The organism is Streptomyces sp. NBC_01275 (genome assembly GCF_026340655.1).
Classification (GTDB): domain Bacteria; phylum Actinomycetota; class Actinomycetes; order Streptomycetales; family Streptomycetaceae; genus Streptomyces.
The window spans coordinates 5,196,104-5,212,197 of record NZ_JAPEOZ010000001.1 but is presented as its reverse complement, the minus strand read 5'-3'; the positions used below and the strand labels follow the sequence as shown (position 1 = coordinate 5,212,197).

Sequence of the window (16,094 nt, the reverse complement as noted above, 5' to 3'; positions counted from 1 at the left end):
CGCCGAGTTCACGGTGCGAGGGCCGATGAGATCACGGTGCGAGGGCCGATGAGATCACGGCGTGAAGGCCGATGAGATCACCGTGCGAGGGCCGACGAGATCACCCCGCAGCAGCAGGGGCTTGAAATCCTCGAACGCGTAAGGTGGCGTGCTCGTACATAACGACGAGCACGCCATTTTTTCGCACACCCGAGGGAGACGCCCCGACCATGCCCGGCAGCACCGGCAACGCCGCCGTGACGCGCAACACCCTGCGGCAGCAGATCGCCGACGCGCTGCGCGACGAGGTGCTGGCGGGGCGGCTGCAGCCCGGGCAGGAGTTCACGGTGAAGGAGATCGCCGAGCAGTACGGCGTCTCCGCGACCCCCGTCCGCGAGGCCCTGGTCGACCTGTCGGCGCAGGGGCTGCTGGAGGCGGACCAGCACCGGGGCTTCCGGGTCCACGAGTACTCCGCCGAGGACTTCCGGGGCATGATCGAGGCGCGCAGCCTGATCATCGAGGGCATGTTCCTCCTCCTGGACGAGGGCCGCCAGCGGCGGCAGGACTTCGAGGAACCGCGGATAGCCGCCGCCATCGCGGGCGTACGCCGGCGCGGCGAGGAGGCCCAGCGGGCCGCGTCGGCCGGCGACCTCACCGTCCTCATCGGCTACGACCTGCGGTTCTGGCGCGAACTGAGCGCTATGTTCGGCAACGCCTATCTCTCCGACTTCCTGCACCGGCTGCGCGTGCAGTCCTGGGTGTGCACGGTGCAGCATCTGCGCCGGCTGACGGAGCTGCGCGGCCAGCTGTGGGCCGGGCACACCGAGCTCGTCGACGCCCTGTACCGCCGTGACACCTTCGCCGCCCGCGCGATACTCGCCGCGTACAACGCCCACTCCGTCGCCCTGATCGAGCGACTGGCGGCACGGTGACGTCCAAGTCCAACGGCACGGTCTCCAACAGCGCACTCGAGAACACCGGCGCACTCGAGAAGACGGCGACCAGGACGGCCGAGGCGGACGTCCTCGACCTCTCCGTCGTCGTCCCCGCCTACAACGAGGAACGACGGCTCGGCCCCACCCTCGACGCGCTCACCCGCTATCTGGAGCGTGCCGAGCGGGCCGGGGACCGCTGGGGGACCTGGGAGATCCTGGTCGCCGACGACGGCTCCACCGACGCCACCCGCGAGATCGTCGCCCTGCGCCGGGACCCGCGGCTGCGGCTCGTCTCCGCGCCCGCCCGCCGGGGCAAGGGCCACGCCCTGCGCCTCGGGGTCGCCGCCAGCCGGGGCCGCCGCGTCCTGGTCACGGACGCCGATCTCGCCGCCCCGGCAGAGGAGTTGGAACGGCTGGAGGCGGCGCTCGCCGACGGACGCGCGGCGGCGGCGATCGGTTCGCGTGCCGTGCCCGGGGCGACCCTGGGCGAGCGGCAGCACCGGGTCCGCGAGCTGGTCGGCACGGCGGGCAACGCGCTGATCCGCGCCACCTCGGTCCGCGGGATCCGGGACACCCAGTGCGGCTTCAAGCTGTTCGACGGCGACCGGGCCCGCGCCGCGTTCGCCGCCTCCCGGGTCAACGGCTGGGCGATCGACGTGGAGGTGCTGCGCCACTTCCAGCGGTCCGGCTGGCCGGTCGCCGAGGTGCCGGTGCACTGGTCGCACCGCCCCGGCTCGAAGATCCGCCCGCCGGACTACCTGCGGTTCCTCGTCGACCTGGCCCGCATACGCCTCCCCCGCCCCCGCCCGGCCGACATGCTCGCCGCCTTCCTCTTCCTGGCGATGGCCGTGGCGCTCTGCTCCGGCCGCTTCTTCGACCCGGCGCACCGCTACCTCACCGACTCCCTCCAGGACCAGAACCAGTGGGAGTGGTTCTTCGCGGTGACCGCCGACAACGTCTCCCATCTGCGCAACCCCTTCTTCACCGACCTCCAGGGCTTCCCCGACGGCGTCAACCTGATGGCCAACACGGCCATGCTGGGCCTGTCGGTCCCCCTGACCCCCGTCACCCTGCTCCTCGGCCCGGCCCTCGCTCTCAGCCTCGTGATGACCCTGGGCCTGGCCGCGACCGCCGCAGCCTGGTACCGGCTGATCGTGAAGCGGCTGGTGCGCCAGCGCGGGGCGGCCTTCGCGGGAGCCGCCCTCGCCGCGTTCGCGCCGCCGATGGTCAGCCACGCCAACGCCCACCCCAACTTCGTCGTCCTGTTCATGATCCCGCCGATCATCGACCGCGCCCTGCGTCTGACGACCGGCGCGCGGGTCACCCGGGACGCGATCGCCCTCGGCCTGCTGGCGGCCTACCAGTTCTTCCTCGGCGAGGAGCCGCTCCTCCTCGCCGCCCTCGGCATGCTCCTGTTCGCCGCCGCCTACGCCGCCGTACGCCCGCAGGTGGCGCGGAGAGCCGTAGGCCCTGTGCTGCGCGGCCTCGCGATCGCCGCCGCGGTCTGTCTGCCGCTCGTCGTCTACCCGCTGGCCTGGCAGTTCTCCGGCCCGCAGAGCTACACCGGGATCGACCACGGCGACGCCGTCGGCACCGCGAACTCCGTGCGCGCGCTGCTCTCCTTCGCCGAGCGCTCCCTGATCGCGGGCGACGCCGCCCGCGCCGACGCCCTCTCCCTCAACCCGACCGAGCAGAACGCCTTCTACGGCTGGCCCCTGGCCCTGCTCGCCCTCGCGATCACCGTACGGCTGTGGCGGCGGCCCGCCGTCAAGGCGCTGGCCTGCACCGCGGCGGGCGCGGCCGTGCTCTCGCTCGGCCCCCGTGTCCCGCTCCCCCTCACCGACACCACGGTCCCCGGCCCCTGGGCCCTGCTGGACGGCCTCCCGCTCTTCGAGTCGGTCATCGAGAGCCGGGTGGCGCTGGTCTGCGCCCCCGCGCTGGGCATGCTGCTCGCCCTGGCGATCGGCGACCTGGCCCGCGCCCGCCGCCTCGGCACGCAGTACGCCGGACTCCTCGCCGTCTGCCTCGCCCTGCTCCCCCTCGTCCCGGCCCCCCTGAAGTCCGAGCCGCGCACCGAGGCGCCCGCCTTCTTCACCGACGGCACCTGGAAGTCGTACGTCCGCGCCGGCGAGACCCTGGTCCCGGTGCCGCTCGCCGAACCCGAGGACGCCGAGGCGCTGCACTGGCAGACCGCGGCCGGCCTCGGCTTCCGGATGCCCGGCGGCTACTTCAACGGACCGTACGGCGACGGCGACCGCACCGGCGTCTACGGCGTCCCGCTGCGCTGGACGGCGAGCCTGCTGCGGGACGTGCGGTACACGGGCGTGGTCCCGGTGATCGACGCCCGTGCGCGGGCCGAGGCCCGCCAGGACCTCGCGTACTGGCGGGCGGGCGCGCTGGTGCTGGCCCCGCAGAAGAACGACGACCGGCTGCGGGAGACCGTACGGAAACTGGTGGGCCGCCCGGGTAGGCAGGTGGGCGGTGTGTGGGTATGGGACCTGCACGCGACGGCGCACGAGGGGCGCTGACGTGCGCCGTACCGACTACCCTTCCTGACCGGGAACGCCGACCGGGAACACCGGCCGGGAACGCGACGCGCTGAGTGAGGAGCTTTCTTTGGCCTGTGACCTGTGGCTGGTGCCGCTCGTCGACGTGTTGTGCCACACCCCCGACAATCCGTTCGCCGAGGAACTCGCGCAGTACAACAAGGTGCTCGCGGAGGCGGGACTCCCGCCGGTGCCCGTGTACCAGTACATGCCCGGCCTCTCCGGAGACGTCGCCCCGGTGGCCGGCTTCGACTACGACGCCCTGCACTTCCTGCGCCGCGCCTATCTGCTCCAGGTGTGCGGACTGCCGGTGACGCCCGTCGACGAACTCGGCGGCGACTACGAGCAGCTGCTGGAGATGTTCGAGGGCACGGCCCAGCAGTCCCACCTGGTCTGGCACTACGACCACGCGGGCGCGTACGTCCCCGTCGACTTCCCCGCCCCGCTGTCCAACGACGAACTCCTCGCCGGGGGCGGCCCGCTGGGCTCCGCCCAGTGCCTGCTGCGGGAACTGGAGTTCGTCGCCCCGTCGATCGGCATCGACCCGACGAACCCGCCCGCACCGCCCCAACCGCCCGCCGCGCCCACGGAGTTGGAGGAGCCCGCCGTACCGGCGCCGTACGACCCGAGCCCCTTCGCCCGCGAGCGGCACGTCTGGCTGGGACTGCACGCGGCGGCCACCCGGAGCCTCGCGCAGGGGTCGATGATCGTCTTCAGCTAGCGGATCTTGGCGAGACCCTTCGCGACGTCCTCCGCGTTCATCACCGGGGTGTAGGTGAGGTCGGCGCCCAGGTTGAGGAAGAACGGCTCGCTGATCGACGGGAGGTCGGAGGGATCCTGGAGATCGAAGACGAGAAAGGCGGTGCGCCGGCCACCCTCGGCGGTGAAGTACGCCGCCTCGGGCTTGATCTGTTCCATGGACTCCTCGAGCAGCTTTCCGAGAGTCCCGTTCCGGATGGCCTCGTTGGCCTTCTCGGTGTCCATGGACGCCTTCAGCATCATGCGCATCGCACTCACCTTCTTCTCGTCGACTTCTTCCGGGCGGCGCGCGCGGTCACACAGCTTCACGATATGCCTGTTTGGGCCGTTATGCTGGATATGTACGCATATGCGGGCGGCGCGGAACGGTGCCGACGACTCGGAACGCAAGACGATCAACGGGGTCGCAACTGTTCGATCATGAGCTTCCGTTCGGCCGACCCGTCACGGCCGACCCGTCACGGCCGACCCGTCACGACCGGCCCCCGAAGTGCACGGACCCGTTGATGTCCCGGGCCTGGACGACCGTGCCGTGGAAGACGCCGCCGGAGATCTCGCTGCGCACATCGCCCGAGCCGGTCGGGGTGGCGTCCACCGCCTCGGCCTCGCGCCGCCAGGCGTCCAACGCCCTGGCGAACGCCGGGTCCTGACGGGCCCGCAGGGCCAGCGCCTCGGCCAGCTCCCGGGCCCGTGCCTCGTCGTCGCGCGCCGCGTCCAGCGCCGTCAACTCGTCCTCGCCGCGCGACTCCCCGTCCGGCAGCCCCTCCGTCGACCGGCGCCTGACCAGGCTCCACAGGGACGCCCAGACCTGCTGTCCGGCCGCGCCCAACGTTCCTCCGGCCAGGGCCATCAGCAGCGCAGGTGCGATCGGTTCCACGGACACCCTCTTCCCTGAGGCCGGCCGGGCCGACCAGGCCGACGGTATGCGTCGTAAGTCGAGAATAGGGCAGGAACGAGCGCTGTATGCGGCGCATGTCGCCCTCGTTCCGATGCCCACCGCCACGCGACCACGGCGCCCGGGAGGCCGCCCCCGGCCCCTCAGAACACCGGCGTCCCCGCCTGGGTCAGCTTCCAGTTGGCGACCGCGAAGTCGGCCGGGTCCAGGGCGCCCTTGGCCACCACGTAGTCGATCATCAGCTGGCGGATCTCGTTGGTGGAGCTGTACGCGATGTCGGCGGCGGCGATGTGCGGGTAGCCGGAGCCGCCGTTGGCGCGGTAGTTGTTGACGGCGACGACGAAGACCTGGTCGTCGGCGACCGCGGTCCCGTTGTAGGCGAGGTTCTTGATCCTCGACCCCTCCGCCTGCGCGATGTCGATCTCGTAGGAGACGCCCGCGGCGGTGTCGTACATGTAGTCCCAGAAGTTGTTGGCGTTGGTGAGGGTCGCCGTGTCGACGGCGGTGCCCGCCGGGACCTGGTGGTAGTACTTCGCCGCGTACTCCAGGTAGTCCTTGAGCTGGGCGCCCGTCAGCTTCTTTCCGTACAGGGTGTTGTCGTAGATGTAGAGGCCCGCGATGTCCTTGATGGTGACGGAGCCCTGCGGGATGTCGGCGGTGCGGCTGAAGGGGGCGGCGACCGAGATCAGCGGGAGGGCCGCGTCGGCGGTCGACAGGCCCGCCTTGACGGTCTGCGTCTGGACCTCGTGGATGAAGTCCATGATGGGCACGTCCTTCCAGCAGGACTCCGCCGCCGAGAGGTCGGACGTACAGGTGCCGACGGCCGTGTTGACGTACTTCACCACCAACTCGTGGTCGGCCTCCAGGAGTTTCCTGATCTCCGGGTCCTCGTCCACGGTGTTCGGGTTGAGCGTCTGGGCCGTCTTGCTCGTCACCTTCCAGCAGCCGTGCTCCAGCTCGACCTCGAAGTCGAAGACGCTGAGCCGGTAGCCCCAGCAGTACGGCTCGGAGAGCAGGACGTCCTCGCCGGTCTCCTCGTTCTTGACGGTGTACGACGGCACCTCGACGTGGGTGTGGCCGACCAGGATCGCGTCGATGCCCGGGACCTGCTGGGCGACGAGGTTGGACGCGTTCTCGACGTAGGGCAGCTCGTCGCCGTACGACGAACTCCCGTCCAGACCCGAGTGGTCGGTCAGGAAGACCACGTCACAGCCGAGCGCGCGCAGCCGGGGCACGTACTTCTTCGCCTGCTCGACGAGGCCCGGGAAGACCATCTTCCCGCTGACGTTGTCCTTGTCCCACAGGGCGATGCCGGGGTTGGTGAGGCCGAGGATGCCGACCTTGATGTCCGGGGCGCCGGGGACGCGGATCCGCTTCACGGTGTACGGCGCGAAGGCGGGGCGCAGGGTCTTCGCGTCCAGGGCGTTGGCGCCGAGGAGCGGGAAGCGGCACTGCTGCTCGAACTTCCTGAGCACCTCGATGCCGTAGTTGAACTCGTGGTTGCCGAGGGCGGCGGCGTCGTAGCGCATGTGGTTCATGGCGACGGCCATCGGGTGCCGGGGGCCCTTCTTGCCGTCCGTCCCGGTGATCGGGGCGACGCGGGCGAAGTAGTAGGCCAGCGAGGTGCCCTGGATGATGTCGCCGGCGTCGACGAGCAGGACGTGGTCCTCGCCCTTCGCCGCGCGCTGCTGCTTGACGAGGGTCGCGACCCGGGCGACGCCGACGGAGTTGCCCTTGGCGTCCGTGTAGGCGGCGTCCTTGTAGTAGTCCCAGTCGAAGACGTGGCTGTGCAGGTCGGTGGTGCCCAGGATGGAGAAGGACCAGGTGCGGGGGGACTTCGGCGGTCTGGGGCGCTTGCTCTCGGCGGCCTCGGCGGTGCCGGCGCCGACCGTTCCCGCGATGGCCACCGCCGCTCCGGTCACGGCCGACTTCTGCACGAACTCACGGCGGTTCATGGGGTTGTCGACGGGGTCGACGGGGCTGACGTGCATTCGGGGCTCCTGAAACGGGGGGAGGTTGGAGGAACGGCACTACCCGCGTAGATGGTTGCGTTCCGCCAGTTCCGGGCGGAACCAGGAGCAGGCCATGGGCCGGTCAAGGAAGGGCATGGGGGGCAGCAGGGGCGTGGGGCGAGGAAGCGGCGCGGGGCGGGAGGGCCTGGGCACGGTGGCCTGACGCCCCGTTGTCCTCCGTATCGAATTGGCTACAATCCGTAGTGGGTGGTTGTGCCATTTAAGCGAAGACATCGACTGGAGGCGGTACATGACCCGCGCCCGCGCCTGGGAGGCCGACCCGTCAGCGTTATTCGAACGAAGGCTGGGGAAGTCGGCCGAGGAGTTAGGCAACTCGGACGGCCGTGACGAGTGCCCGGACATCTGGCAGCTGGACAACGGCGACATCGCTGTCATCGGCCGGGACCTCACCGGCGCCTACCGCTCCCGCCTCCCGGACGGCGTACGCCTCGCCCCGGACGAGCGGTTGGTCGTCATCCCGGGGAACATGCTCAGGGCGGCCGGGGAGGACATCGCCGATGCTTGACCTCCTTCCCCCGATCCTCGCGCCCGAGCAGGGGCACAGCCTCACCCTGGCCGCCTACAAACGCGACTTCCGGACCCGCGAGGCGGCGATCCGCGACACGGACTCCTGGAAGCTGGAGCGACGGCAGCACTTCGAGGAGGAGGGCAGCCCCAGCCGGGACGCGCTGCGGCGGGGCGAGTGGGAGCTGGCGCTGCGGCTGCTCGACGACCGGCGCGAAGCCCTGCACGCCACCGCCCGCGAAGACCGGCGCAAGGGCCATCTCTTCCACCGCGTGCGGGTGGTGGAGCAGCCGCTGTCGCCGTATGCGCAGTGGGAGCTCCACTCCCATCGCCAGCGCGCGGAGTACGGCGAGCGGATCCACGTCGTCAGCGCCGAGCAGGTGGCCTCGGCCGAGCGCGAAGGGCGGCTGCCGGAGATCGTCGTCCTCGGCCGCAGCACCCTCTTCCAGGTCCTCTACACCGAGACCGGCGCCACGGTCGGCGCGGTCCGCTACACCGACCAGGAGCTGGTCAGAGGCTGGGAGAACTACATCAGGAAGCTCTACGAGACGGGGGAAGACGTGCGGACCTACTTCGAGCGCGAGGTGGCGCACCTGCCCCCGCCCGTAGCACTGTGACCGGCGCCGACGACGAGCGGCCCGGCAGCACGCACTCCGAACTGTCGGAGACGTCGTCCCGCGACGTCGTGCAGGCCAGGGACATCACCGGGGGAATCCACTTCCACGAACAGGCGACCGCGCCGGACCGCGACGGCTCCACGACGCCCACGCCACGGCAACTGCCCGCCGACGTACGCGGCTTCGTCAACCGAACCGACGAACTCGACGAGCTCAACGCGGTGCTGACGGACGACAGCGGCGGTCCGCTCGTCGTCTCGGTGTACGTGATCGCCGGGACCGCGGGCGCCGGCAAGACCTCACTCGCGCTGCGCTGGGCCCACCAGGTCCGCGACCGCTTTCCCGACGGTCAGCTCTACGTCAATCTCCGCGGGTACGACCCGGGGCAGCCGGTCACCGCCCAGGAGGCTCTGCACCGTCTGCTGACCTCGCTGGGAGTCCGTGCGCCGTCCGTGCCGCAGGACCTCGACGCGGCGGCGGCGCTCTACCGCTCGCTCCTCGCCGACCGCCGGACCCTGGTGGTGCTCGACAACGCGGCCACGGTGGCCCAGGTCCGCCCGCTGCTGCCCGGCGGCGCCAGCTCACTCGTCGTCGTCACCAGCCGCAGCCGGTTGTCCGGCCTCGCCGTCCGGGACGGAGCGCGCCGACTCACCCTGGGCACGCTGCCCGAGCGCGAGGCCATCGCCCTGTTGCGGGCCGTGACCGCCGGCTACCGGCCGCAGGACGACGAACAGCAACTCGCCGAACTGGCCCGGCTCTGCGCGCGGCTGCCCCTGGCCCTGCGCATCGCCGCCGAACGGGCCGCCAGCCATCCCCACATGCGACTGCACGATCTGACGGCCGACCTCCGGGACGAGTCCGCCCTGTGGGACGCCTTGAGCACCGGCGACGACGACGAATCCGAAGCGGTCCGCACCGTCTTCGCCTGGTCCTATCGCGCACTTCCCGACCAGGCCGCCCGGCTCTTCCGTCTGCTGGGCCTGCATCCCGGCCCCGAGTTCAGCCTGGCCGCCGCCGCGGCCCTCACCGGGGTGACCACGATCCGGGCCCGCCAGCTGCTGGACTCCCTGGTCGGGGCTCACCTGTTGGAACAGACCGCCCCGGACCGCTACCAGTTCCACGACCTGCTGCGCGCCTACTCCCTCGACCAGGCACAGCACGAGGAGCCCCCACAGGAGCGGAGAAGCGCGCTGCGCCGCGTTCTGGAGTGGTATCTCCACACCACCGACGCGGCACAGAGCTGGATCAGCCCCGACGAGGACCGCCTGGCTCTCCCGGCGCCCCCGGACGGGGTACGCCCGCTGACCTTCGCCGACTACGACGCGGCAGTGGACTGGGCCGAGCGGGAGCACCCCAACATCCTTCAGGCGGTCCGCGCCGCGGCCGCCGTCGAGGACGACCGGCTCGCCTGGCAGCTGTGCGCGGTGCTGTGGCACGCGCAGTTCCCGTCGGCCGCGGGCGCCGACTGGCTGGGCGTGGGCCGTATCGGGCTGGAGGCGGCGGGCCGGGCCGGCGACCGGGCCGCGGAGGGCCTGCTGCTCACGGACCTCGGCATGGCCTACGCACGGGTCAACGATCTGGCCGCGAGCCTCGCATGCCATCGACGCGCGCTGGAGATCTGGGAGGAACTGGGCGACCGGCTCAACACCGCCCACTCACGCAACCTGATCGGGCTGAACCACCTCCACCGCAGGCAGCTGGACGCCGCCGCCCGCCACTTCGAGCAGGCCATCGCCGACTTCCAGGAACAGGGCTCGGCCCACTGGACCGCCACCGCGCTGTCCAACCTCGCCACCACCCACTACCGGGCCGGACGCCTTCCGCAGGCCGCGACGGCCGTCGAGCAGGCGCTGACGGCACACCGCGCCCTGCGCAACCGGCGAGGCGAGGGCAACGTCCTGCGCCTGCTGAGCGGGCTCCAGCGGGAACAGGGCGACGTCGAGGAGTCCTTGTCCTCGGCTCAGGCGGCGGTCGACATCGCCCTCGGTCTGCGCAACCTCCGTCTGGAGGCCTACTGGCTGCTCGCTCTCGGGGAGGCCCAGCAGGCGGCCGGCAAGTTCGCCGACGCCCTGACCACCTACCAGCGGTCCGCCGCGTTGCAGCTCCAGCTCGGAGACCGCAGCAAACAGGCGTTCGCGTGGCACCACACGGGCGAGGTCTACCGTCGCCTCGACCGTCCCGCAGAGGCGGCCGACTTCCACCGACAGGCCGCCGCCGCCCACCACGGCCTGCACGACGCCTGGCACGAGGCCCTGGCCCTGGACGGCCTGGGCTCGGCCCTGCTCGACGAGTCCCCCGAGGCCTGGCGGACAGCACGTCGGCACTGGGCGGAGGCGCTACGCCTCCTGTCCGACTTCGACGACCCACGAGCGACGACGATGCGCGACGGGCTCGAACACCGGCTGGCGGAAACCGCTTGAGACGGGTGCGCGACGGCGACCGGCGGGGTCTCCGCCGAGGTCGCCGTCGCGCTGGGGTCGGCTACAGGAACGAGTTGATCTCGATCGTCTCGGTGCGGCCCGGGCCCACGCCGATCGCGGAGATCGGGGCGCCGGACATCTCCTCCAGCGCCTTGACGTAGGCCTGGGCGTTCTTCGGGAGGTCGGAGAACGTCTTCGCCTTGGTGATGTCCTCGGACCAGCCGGGGAGGGTCTCGTAGATCGGCTTCGCGTGGTGGAAGTCGGACTGCGAGTACGGGAGTTCCTCGACGCGCTTGCCGTCGATCTCGTAGGCGACGCAGACGGGGATCTGCTCCCAGCCGGTCAGGACGTCGAGCTTGGTGAGGAAGAAGTCCGTCAGGCCGTTGACGCGGGTCGCGTACCGGGCGATGACCGCGTCGAACCAGCCGCAGCGGCGGTCCCGGCCGGTCGTCACGCCCCGCTCGCCGCCGATGCGGCGCAGGGCCGCGCCGTCCTCGTCGAAGAGCTCGGTCGGGAACGGGCCCGAGCCGACGCGGGTCGTGTAGGCCTTCAGGATGCCGATGACCCGGCTGATCTTCGTCGGGCCGACGCCGGCGCCGGTGCAGGCGCCGCCCGCGGTCGGGTTCGACGAGGTGACGAAGGGGTACGTGCCGTGGTCGATGTCCAGGAGCGTGCCCTGACCGCCCTCGAAGAGGACGACCTTGTTCTGCTCCAGGGCCTGGTTGAGGACCAGGACCGTGTCGGTGACGTAGGGGGCCAGCTTCTCGGCGTAGCCGAGCAGCTCCTCCACCACCTGGTCGACGGCGATCGCGCGGCGGTTGTACAGCTTGGTCAGCAGCTGGTTCTTGCCGTCGAGGGCCGCCTCGACCTTCTGCGTGAGGATCGACTCGTCGTAGAGGTCCTGGACGCGGATGCCGACCCGGTTGATCTTGTCCGCGTAGGTCGGTCCGATGCCCCGGCCGGTGGTGCCGATCTTGCGCTTTCCGAGGAAGCGTTCCGTCACCTTGTCGACAGTGACGTTGTACGGCGTGATGATGTGCGCGTTGCCGCTGATGAGCAGCTTCGACGTGTCGACTCCGCGCTCGTTCAGACCGCTCAGCTCGGAGAGCAGGACCGACGGGTCGACGACGACGCCGTTACCGATGACCGGCGTACAGCCGGGAGACAGGATTCCGGAAGGGAGGAGGTGGAGTGCGTACTTCTGGTCGCCCACGACGACCGTGTGGCCGGCGTTGTTGCCGCCCTGATAGCGCACTACATAGTCCACCGAGCCACCGAGCAGGTCGGTGGCCTTTCCCTTGCCTTCGTCACCCCACTGAGCACCGAGCAGCACAAGTGCGGGCACGCGCGTACACCCCTTCCGGGTGGGGCATGTCCAAGGTCAGGGGCGTACGCGGCAGATCGTTCCACCACGTGCACCGCGGCCGTCGTTGGCCGCACCGTGACCGTCGCCGGCCACACTCCGTCGGACCCGGATGCCCCGGAATAGACGAAGCCCCTGGCGCAATAGCGCAAGGGGCTCTTGCACAAAGATGCTACCCGAGGAAGCGAGGCAGGACCGAGGTGGCGACTTTCGCGACGCCGGATCAGCTGCTGGTGATCATCGATCCGGTCGCCCGGAGGGCGGACGGGGAGTCCGTCAGGATCGCGAAAGACGTGCTCAGCGCGGGTGCGGCCAGCACCAAGGTGTGTCTGCCGGACGGCCCGGAGGAATTCGCCCGGGTTCTCGCGCGGCGCGGTTCGCGACGGCCCGTGGTGGTCGGCGACGACCGTGCGCTGCTGCGGACGGTGGGCCTGCTGCACCGGCAGCGGGAGCTGGCGGGGTGCTTGTTGTCGGTGGTGCCGGTGGGCGGCACGCTCGGCGTCGCGCACGCCCTGGGGGTGCCCACGGGCGCGGTGGCGGCGGCCCGCGCCGCGCTGGACGGGTCGGAGCGGCGGCTGGACCTGCTGGTCGACGACAGCGACGGGGTGGTGCTGGGCGCGCTGCGGATCCCGCCGGCCACGCCGGCTCCGCAGGAGGAGCGGGCGGAGGAGGCGACCGGGGGCGGGCCGCTGGCGGAGGCCGCCGCCGCCCGGCCGTGGCTGCGGACGTACCAGTCCCTCGTACGGACCCTGGCGCCGTCCCGGCCCTCCCGTGGCCTCGCCTCCGCCCTCTCCCCGCCCGGACCGGCCCGGCTGCGGATCGAGGTCGACGGGGTGACGCTGATCGACCTCGACCAGCCGGTGGAGGCGGTGTCGGTGACCCCGGGCCCGGCCGGCACGGCGCTCGTGGAGGTGCGCCCGCTGTCGATGGGCGCGGAGGCGCCCCCGCTGACGGCTCTGGGGCGGACGGTGACCGTCTCGGGCGCGGACTTCCGCTACCGGGCGGACGCGCAGGTCGCGGGGCCGGTACGGAGGCGGACGTGGACGGTGCGGGAGGGGGCGCTGGGGTTGATGCTGCCGGGGCGGTGACTCAGGGCTGGGTGGTCTGCCCAGGCGGGTGGAACCCGGTCGTGTCGAGGGTGCAGTCGAAGGGAGCGGGGATCGGGAGCTTCTCGCCGAAGGGCTTGCTGAAGCGGACCTCGTAGCCCGTCGCGGAGGGGGACCCGTAGACGATGGCCTGCTCCTTCTTCATGTCGAGTACGAGGTAGACGGGGACGCCCGCCTTGGCGTAGACCTCGACCTTGTCGGTCAGGTCGTCGTCCCGGGTGGAGGGGGAGGTGAGTTCCGCGACGAAGGAAAGCGCTTCGCCGTCCAAATGGTTGCTCGTGTGCCGACTGACGCTCCGATGCGCGGCGTGGATGTCGGGGCCGTAGGCGCGCTCGGAGTTCGGGAACACGAACAGGAACGGGCCGTAGCTGATCCGATGTCCTTCAGGAAGGTGCGGCCGCAGTTGGTCGCACACCGACTCCAGGACGTCGTAGTAATAGGCCTTCGACCACGGCGAGACGACGACGCTCCCCCTGATGATCTCTGCCTTGAAGCCGTCTCGCAGGTTCAGCTCGTCGAGGATGTCCAGAAGTTCCTCGAAGCTGTCGGGCTCGGTGTCGCTTATCGTCGGTCCCTCTGCCATGAGTGTCATGATGCGCCCTCCCCTTGTTGCGGACCAGCCACAACTCAGAGTAGCGGCTCGACTACGCCATCAGGGTCGGTCTCGTCCTTCAGCCGCACCCCCGTGCCCCCCAGCTCCCGCGCCCGCTCCATGAGCCCCGCCAGCTTCGCCGCCGCCGTCTCGTAGTCCAGGCCCAGGGGCGGCCGGATGTTGGACAGGCAGTTGCGGTCGGCGTCGGTGGTGACGCCGGGGTTCGGGGCGTAGGTCAGGTACGCGCCGAGGGAGTCCGCGGCCGACATTCCGGGGCGTTCGCCGACCAGGACCACGACCGCTTTCGCTCCCATCGCCGCCGCCACGTCGTCGCCGAGGGCCACCCGGGCCTGTTCGGCGAGGACGACGGGGGCCACGCGCCAGGTCTCCCCCAGCCGGTCCGCCGTGGAGCGCACCATCCGTGCCGCGTGCTCGTGCACCGCCCGGCTGGAGAGCCCGTCGGCGACGACGAAGACCACGTCCCAGTCCCCCACGGGCAGATGGGCCCGGTCTGTGGGGTGCAGGCGGCGGCCCAGGTCGGGGCGCTGGAGGTAGGTGAGGCGGTCGGGGGCAGCGCTGCGGACGCGGACCGTCGGCATGCCGGGCAGCCGGCCCGCGACCGCGTCCGGGTCGAACGGCGAGTGCACCGCGTCCCGGGCGGCGGCGTGCGCGGCCTGGAGTTCGAGGCGGTGGCGGGTGGGCAGCGCGGAACCGGCCCGGCCGAGGCCGATGCGGGCCTGGGTGCGGCGGCGCAACGCGGTCCACAACTCGCCGTTCGCCATGGGTATGTGAGGTATCGGGGACACCTGGGACACCTCGGAGATTTGCGATACCGCGGACACGTGGGACATCTCGGAGACTCGAGATGCCTCGGGGACTTGAGACACCTCGGGGACTTGAGACACCTGGTCGTTCGTCATGCCGCCAACTCCCGTCCGATCGCCGTCAGTGGATGGGTGGTTCCGGACACCTCGCGGATCCCGCCCCGTTCGTCCAGCAGCCCGATCGACCCCAGCCACGCCTCGAACTCCGGCGCCGGTCGCAGCCCCAGCACCTCCCGCAGATAGAGCGCGTCGTGGTACGAGGCCGACTGGTAGTTGAGCATGATGTCGTCGCCGCCCGGGGTGCAGATGACGAAGGACGCCCCGGCCACACCGAGCATCGTGAGCATGGTGGCGATGTCGTCGTCATCGGCGTCGGCGTGGTTGGTGTAGCAGATGTCCAGGCCCATGGGCAGGCCGAGCAGCTTGCCGCAGAAGTGGTCCTCGAGGGCGGCGCGCAGGATCTGCCGGCCGTCGTAGAGGTACTCCGGGCCGATGAAGCCGACGACCGTGTTGACCAGCAGGGGGTCGTAGCGGCGTGCCACCGCGTACGCCCGTGCCTCGACCGTCTGCTGGTCGACGCCGTGGTGCGCGTCGGCGGAGAGGGCGCTGCCCTGCCCGGTCTCGAAGTACATGACGTCGTTCCCGACCGTGCCGCGCCCCAGCCCCCGCGCCGCCTCGTGCGCCTCGTCGAGCAGGCCGAGCGTCACGCCGAAGGAGGCGTTCGCGGCCTGGGTGCCCGCGATGGACTGGAAGACGAGGTCGACGGGCGCGCCGCGCTCCATGAGGTCGACGCTCGTCGTGACATGGCACAGCACGCAGGACTGGGTGGGGATGGCATACCGCTCGATCACCCCGTCGAGCAGTTCCAGCAGGTCCCGTACGGCCTTGGGGCTGTCGGTGGCCGGGTTGATGCCGATCACGGCGTCGCCGGAGCCCAGCAGCAGGCCGTCCAGCAGTGCGGCCGCCACGCCCGCCGGGTCGTCGGTGGGGTGGTTGGGCTGGAGGCGGGTGGCGAGCCGGCCGGGCAGGCCGATCGTGGACCGGAAGGCGGTCACGACCCGTACCTTGCGCGCCACGGCGACCAGGTCGGCGTTGCCCATGAGCTTGGAGACGGCCGCGACCATCTCCGGGGTCAGCCCGGGGGCGAGAGCGGCCAGGGTCACCGCGTCCGCCGCCTCCGACAGCAGCCACTCCCGCAGTTCCCCGACGGTCAGGGCGGCGACCGGTGCGAAGGCGGCCGCGTCGTGGGTGTCGAGGATGAGCCGGGTGACGTCGTCGTCCTCGTAGGGGATCAGGGGCTGGGTGAGGAAGTCGGTGAGGGGCACCTCCGCCAGCGCCCAGCGCGCCGCGACCCGCTCCTGTGCCGAACGGGCGGCGAGGCCGGCCAGCCGGTCGCCGGAGCGTTCGGGGCTCGCGGCGGCGAGCAGGCGGGCGAGGGAGTCGAAGCGGTGCCGCTCGCCACCGAGGGTGGAGGTGTAGGGGCTCATGTCCGCGACCGTACGAGGCACGTGTTGCCGCCAG

14 protein-coding genes are annotated in these 16,094 nt (G+C 71.3%); 7 read left to right on the top strand and 7 right to left on the bottom strand.

Features of this window, described 5'->3' with window-relative positions; genetic code table 11:
- The first annotated feature begins 209 nt into the window (after positions 1–209).
- From OG562_RS22950 to OG562_RS22940, 3 genes are all read left to right on the top strand, one after another.
- Positions 210–911: a GntR family transcriptional regulator gene (locus OG562_RS22950; RefSeq protein WP_266400709.1), complete on the top strand. Its 702-nt coding sequence runs from the start codon at positions 210–212 to the stop codon at positions 909–911.
- Entirely contained in the window at positions 908–3,442 is a 2,535-nt protein-coding gene (locus OG562_RS22945) for a dolichyl-phosphate beta-glucosyltransferase (protein ID WP_266400707.1), read from the top strand. Before OG562_RS22950 ends, OG562_RS22945 begins: the two co-directional genes overlap by 4 nt.
- A gap of 88 nt (positions 3,443–3,530) precedes the next feature.
- Positions 3,531–4,181, top strand: a complete 651-nt coding sequence (locus OG562_RS22940) for a hypothetical protein (RefSeq protein ID WP_266400704.1) — start codon at positions 3,531–3,533, stop codon at positions 4,179–4,181.
- Here the strand turns inward: OG562_RS22940 and OG562_RS22935 are convergent.
- From OG562_RS22935 to OG562_RS22925, 3 genes are all read right to left on the bottom strand, one after another.
- Entirely contained in the window at positions 4,178–4,468 is a 291-nt protein-coding gene (locus OG562_RS22935) for a DUF3303 family protein (RefSeq protein WP_266400701.1), read from the bottom strand. The two genes, OG562_RS22940 and OG562_RS22935, sit on opposite strands and share 4 nt — an antisense overlap.
- 223 nt (positions 4,469–4,691) lie before the next feature.
- Positions 4,692–5,096, bottom strand: coding sequence for a hypothetical protein (locus OG562_RS22930; RefSeq protein WP_266400698.1), 405 nt, complete (start codon positions 5,094–5,096; stop codon positions 4,692–4,694).
- A gap of 161 nt (positions 5,097–5,257) precedes the next feature.
- Positions 5,258–7,105: a bifunctional UDP-sugar hydrolase/5'-nucleotidase gene (locus OG562_RS22925; protein ID WP_266400696.1), complete on the bottom strand. Its 1,848-nt coding sequence runs from the start codon at positions 7,103–7,105 to the stop codon at positions 5,258–5,260.
- A gap of 271 nt (positions 7,106–7,376) precedes the next feature.
- Between OG562_RS22925 and OG562_RS22920 the strand changes: the two genes are divergently transcribed.
- From OG562_RS22920 to OG562_RS22910, 3 genes are read left to right on the top strand one after another with little or no spacing between them, the layout of a single operon-like run.
- The gene (locus tag OG562_RS22920; protein WP_266400694.1) at positions 7,377–7,652 is read left to right on the top strand and encodes a hypothetical protein; all 276 of its coding nucleotides are present in this window, start codon (positions 7,377–7,379) and stop codon (positions 7,650–7,652) included.
- Positions 7,645–8,268: a DUF6879 family protein gene (locus OG562_RS22915; protein ID WP_266400691.1), complete on the top strand. Its 624-nt coding sequence runs from the start codon at positions 7,645–7,647 to the stop codon at positions 8,266–8,268. Before OG562_RS22920 ends, OG562_RS22915 begins: the two co-directional genes overlap by 8 nt.
- Positions 8,265–10,688: a tetratricopeptide repeat protein gene (locus OG562_RS22910; protein WP_323187546.1), complete on the top strand. Its 2,424-nt coding sequence runs from the start codon at positions 8,265–8,267 to the stop codon at positions 10,686–10,688. The genes OG562_RS22915 and OG562_RS22910 overlap by 4 nt, the downstream gene beginning before the upstream one ends.
- A gap of 61 nt (positions 10,689–10,749) precedes the next feature.
- On the opposite strand, the gene OG562_RS22905 is transcribed toward OG562_RS22910, so the two are convergent.
- The gene (locus tag OG562_RS22905; protein WP_266400690.1) at positions 10,750–12,033 is read right to left on the bottom strand and encodes an adenylosuccinate synthase; all 1,284 of its coding nucleotides are present in this window, start codon (positions 12,031–12,033) and stop codon (positions 10,750–10,752) included.
- Between the two features lie 218 nt (positions 12,034–12,251).
- Here OG562_RS22905 and OG562_RS22900 point away from each other — a divergent pair, with 218 nt between their 5' ends.
- Positions 12,252–13,139, top strand: a complete 888-nt coding sequence (locus OG562_RS22900; protein ID WP_266400687.1) for a diacylglycerol kinase — start codon at positions 12,252–12,254, stop codon at positions 13,137–13,139.
- Between the two features lies 1 nt (position 13,140).
- Here the strand turns inward: OG562_RS22900 and OG562_RS22895 are convergent, their stop codons facing one another.
- From OG562_RS22895 to OG562_RS22885, 3 genes are all read right to left on the bottom strand, one after another.
- Positions 13,141–13,749: a Uma2 family endonuclease gene (locus tag OG562_RS22895; RefSeq protein ID WP_266400685.1), complete on the bottom strand. Its 609-nt coding sequence runs from the start codon at positions 13,747–13,749 to the stop codon at positions 13,141–13,143.
- 35 nt (positions 13,750–13,784) lie between these two features.
- Positions 13,785–14,531 (bottom strand): ethanolamine ammonia-lyase subunit EutC, encoded by a 747-nt coding sequence (eutC, locus tag OG562_RS22890; protein WP_266409469.1) that lies wholly within the window; start codon positions 14,529–14,531, stop codon positions 13,785–13,787.
- A 134-nt stretch (positions 14,532–14,665) separates the two neighbouring features.
- Entirely contained in the window at positions 14,666–16,060 is a 1,395-nt protein-coding gene (locus OG562_RS22885) for an ethanolamine ammonia-lyase subunit EutB (protein WP_266400683.1), read from the bottom strand.
- Positions 16,061–16,094 lie beyond the last annotated feature (34 nt).

Coding starts and splice junctions, on each gene's coding strand:
- OG562_RS22920 (WP_266400694.1), top strand. CDS start 7,377: ATGACCCGCGCCCGCGCCTGGGAGGCCGACCCGTCAGCGTTATTCGAA.
- OG562_RS22925 (WP_266400696.1), bottom strand. CDS start 7,105: ATGCACGTCAGCCCCGTCGACCCCGTCGACAACCCCATGAACCGCCGT.
- OG562_RS22885 (WP_266400683.1), bottom strand. CDS start 16,060: ATGAGCCCCTACACCTCCACCCTCGGTGGCGAGCGGCACCGCTTCGAC.
- eutC (WP_266409469.1), bottom strand. CDS start 14,531: ATGGCGAACGGCGAGTTGTGGACCGCGTTGCGCCGCCGCACCCAGGCC.
- OG562_RS22895 (WP_266400685.1), bottom strand. CDS start 13,749: ATGACACTCATGGCAGAGGGACCGACGATAAGCGACACCGAGCCCGAC.
- OG562_RS22950 (WP_266400709.1), top strand. CDS start 210: ATGCCCGGCAGCACCGGCAACGCCGCCGTGACGCGCAACACCCTGCGG.
- OG562_RS22915 (WP_266400691.1), top strand. CDS start 7,645: ATGCTTGACCTCCTTCCCCCGATCCTCGCGCCCGAGCAGGGGCACAGC.
- OG562_RS22935 (WP_266400701.1), bottom strand. CDS start 4,468: ATGCGCATGATGCTGAAGGCGTCCATGGACACCGAGAAGGCCAACGAG.